This is a genomic window from Citrobacter sp. Cf088, from assembly GCF_030334295.1.
Taxonomy (GTDB): Bacteria; Pseudomonadota; Gammaproteobacteria; order Enterobacterales; family Enterobacteriaceae; genus Citrobacter; species Citrobacter freundii.
Window position 1 is genome coordinate 1 of the sequence record NZ_JAOWEE010000050.1, and the last position, 3,350, is coordinate 3,350.

A 3,350-nucleotide genomic window follows, 5' to 3' on the forward strand; every position below is an offset into this window, starting at 1 on the left:
GGAAGGTGCGAATAAGCAGGTCATTTCTTCCCAAGCTGACTCGCTGATTAAAATTTCGCGGATCTGGGCCGATTTTTTTCCCGCAAACACATCGAATCAGCCTATTTAGGCTATTTTTTCCACCATTTCTGGCGTTATTTCCGGTTTTTACTGAGATCTCTCCCACTGACGTATCATTTGGTCCACCCGAAACAGGTTGGCCAGGGTGAATAACATCGCCAGTTGGTTATCGTTTTTCAGCAGCCCCTTGTATCTGGCTTTCACGAAGCCGAACTGCCGCTTGATGATGCGAAACGGGTGCTCCACCCTGGCACGGATGCTGGCTTTCATGTATTCGATGTTGATGGCCGTTTTGTTCTTGCGCGGATGCTGCTTCAAGGTTTTTACCTTGCCGGGACGCTCGGCGATCAGCCAGTCCACATCCACCTCGGCCAGCTCCTCGCGCTGTGGCGCTCCTTGGTAGCCGGCATCGGCTGAGACAAATTGCTCCTCTCCATGAAGCAGATTACCCAGCTGATTGAGGTCATGCTCGTTGGCCGCGGTGGTGACTAGGCTGTGGGTCAGGCCACTCTTGGCATCGACACCAATGTGGGCCTTCATGCCAAAGTGCCACTGATTGCCTTTCTTGGTCTGATGCATCTCCGGATCGCGTTGCTGCTCTTTGTTCTTGGTAGAGCTGGGTGCCTCAATGATGGTGGCATCCACCAAAGTGCCTTGGGTCATCATGACGCCTGCTTCGGCCAGCCAGCGATTGATGGTCTTGAACAATTGACGGGCCAGTTGATGCTGCTCGAGCAGGTGGCGGAAATTCATGATGGTGGTGCGATCCGGCAGGGCGCTATCCAGGGATAATCGGGCAAACAGGCGCATGGAGGCGATTTCGTACAGGGCATCTTCCATGGCACCGTCGCTCAGGTTGTACCAATGCTGCATGCAGTGAATACGCAGCATGGTCTCCAGCGGATAGGGCCGTCGGCCATTGCCCGCCTTGGGATAAAACGGCTCGATGACAGCGGTCATATTCTGCCATGGCAGAATCTGCTCCATGCGGGAGAGGAAAATCTCTTTTCGGGTCTGACGGCGCTTAGTGCTGAATTCACTATCGGCGAAGGTGAGTTGATGGCTCATGATGTCCCTCTGGGATGCGCTCCGGATGAATATGATGATCTCATATCAGGAACTTGTTCGCACCTTCCCTAAATATCTCAACGCACCGATATTAAAAATAACGGGGAATATATCGGAGAATCTGTATAAAAATGCGATGGGAGTCACTATTCCGGGAACAAGCTATTGCGGAGTCACTCTTGCGGCGGCAATAGGGGCTATTGGTGGTAACGCGGATGCCGATTTAGAAGTATTAAAAGATATTACTGCGACACAAATTACCGAAGCCTATATATTTAATGAATCAGGTAACGTGTGTCTAAACGCAGTAGATGCTACGGATTTTATTTTTATCGATATTACGCTATATAGTCTTAGTGATCAGTGCCGGGTAGTGATTCAAGGTAGCCATACTAATGTCACTGAAGTTTATATTAATAATATAAAGCAAATATTAGTCCGAGACCTAATTGCCGCCAATGATAGTGGGGTACTACCCGAATTTTCCCTTAACGACGCATTTAAATTTGTAACCGATGTCGCCGCTAAAGACATCATGTTTATGCTGAAAAGTGCTGAGATTAATACCGCGCTTTCTGACGAGGGGCAAAGGAAGAACTATGGTTTGAACGTGAGTGGCGCGTTGTCGCAAGCCAGAAAAAATGGCTTTATCAGCACTGACTTACTGAGTCAAATGTTGATCAACACCACTGCGGCATCAGATGCCCGTATGGGCGGCGCACCCTTACCCGCGATGTCAAATTATGGCTCTGGTAATCAGGGGATTACCGTGACAATGCCGGTAGTGACACTTGCCCGACATCTTAATACAGATGATGAAACACTGGCCCGGGCATTAGCGTTGGCCCATCTAGCCGCAATCTCAATTCATATGCGTTATACCCGATTGTCTGCATTGTGTGCGGCGTCAACGGCAGCAATGGGGGCGGCGGCAGGTATGAGTTGGTTATTGACCCAAGATTTTCAAACTATCTCCTACGCGGTCAGTAATATGATCAGTGATATTAGTGGCATTATTTGCGATGGTGCATCAAATAGTTGTGCCATGAAAGTGTCTACCGCTACCGCCTGTGCATTTAAGTCGGTGTTGATGGCGCAACAAAATAGTGTTGCAGGGGAGCGTGATGGCATTGTTTCCTGCGATGTTGAAGGTTCTATCAATAATTTATGTAAATTAGTGTTATCGCCAATGAGGCAAACAGATAAAGAAATTATCAGTATAATGACACGTAAATAAATATTACGGTTTAACCGCGTGGCCTAACGTCATTATTAATAATGATCGGCGGGCTATCGTTAAAATTTAAAGGGACAAATAATGAGCAAATCAAAATCGATCGCGACTCTGGTTATCCATGCCGGAGATCAAGTTGACCGGGGCAATAATGCTATTTTTCCACCGATTACTACCGCCAGTTCCTTCATTCAGCCAAATTTAGGCGAAGAAGGGGAGTTTTGTTATTCCCGTTGCAGTAACCCGACAAGATATGCATATGAAACCGCCTTGGCTGAGTTGGAAGGAGGTATCTATGCTACGGCAACCGCTTCCGGTATGGCAGCAACTGCACTTATATTGGAATTGCTACCTAAGGATTCCCATGTATTAGTAATGAAAGGGGTCTATGGCGGTACTTATCGGTTGTTTGAACGTCTGCGTAAACAAACTTCAGGTACGACATTCAGTTATGTCGATCTTAATGATCTGGCGTCAGTAGAGCGCCATATTCAAGAGAATACAGGTCTAATCTGGATCGAAACGCCCACTAACCCACTGTTGGAATTAGTTGATATTGAAGCAGTATGCCAGGTTGCCAAAAGCAGGGGCATAATGAGCTGCGGGTGATGCTGCCAACTTACTGATTTAGTGTATGATGGTGTTTTTGAGGTGCTCCAGTGGCTTCTGTTTCTATCAGCTGTCCCTCCTGTTCAGCTACTGACGGGGTGGTGCGTAACGGCAAAAGCACTGCCGGACATCAGCGCTATCTCTGCTCTCACTGCCGTAAAACATGGCAACTGCAGTTCACTTACACCGCTTCTCAACCCGGTACGCACCAGAAAATCATTGATATGGCCATGAATGGCGTTGGATGCCGGGCAACCGCCCGCATTATGGGCGTTGGCCTCAACACGATTTTCCGCCATTTAAAAAACTCAGGCCGCAGTCGGTAACCTCGCGCATACAGCCGGGCAGTGACGTCATCGTCTGCGCGGAAATGGACGAA

At 48.3% G+C, this 3,350-nt stretch carries 2 protein-coding genes and 2 pseudogenes; 3 read left to right on the forward strand and 1 reads right to left on the reverse strand.

Annotated features, from left to right (window positions below; genetic code table 11):
* Positions 1–147: 147 nt before the first annotated feature.
* Positions 148–1,128 carry an IS5-like element ISKpn26 family transposase gene (locus OGV71_RS11030; RefSeq protein ID WP_000019445.1) on the reverse strand — a complete coding sequence of 327 codons (981 nt, stop codon included), beginning with the start codon at positions 1,126–1,128 and terminating at the stop codon, positions 148–150.
* On the opposite strand from OGV71_RS11030, the gene OGV71_RS11035 reads away from it, so the two are divergent.
* The 3 genes and pseudogenes from OGV71_RS11035 to OGV71_RS11045 form a co-directional block, all read left to right on the forward strand.
* Positions 1,127–2,365 (forward strand): L-cysteine desulfidase family protein, encoded by a 1,239-nt coding sequence (locus tag OGV71_RS11035; protein WP_502873628.1) that lies wholly within the window; start codon positions 1,127–1,129, stop codon positions 2,363–2,365. The genes OGV71_RS11030 and OGV71_RS11035 overlap by 2 nt on opposite strands.
* Positions 2,366–2,446: 81 nt before the next feature.
* Positions 2,447–2,965: pseudogene (locus OGV71_RS11040) on the forward strand (PLP-dependent transferase); the annotation flags it as partial.
* Positions 2,966–3,021: 56 nt separating this feature from the next.
* A pseudogene (locus OGV71_RS11045) lies at positions 3,022–3,350 on the forward strand (IS1-like element IS1B family transposase); the annotation flags it as partial.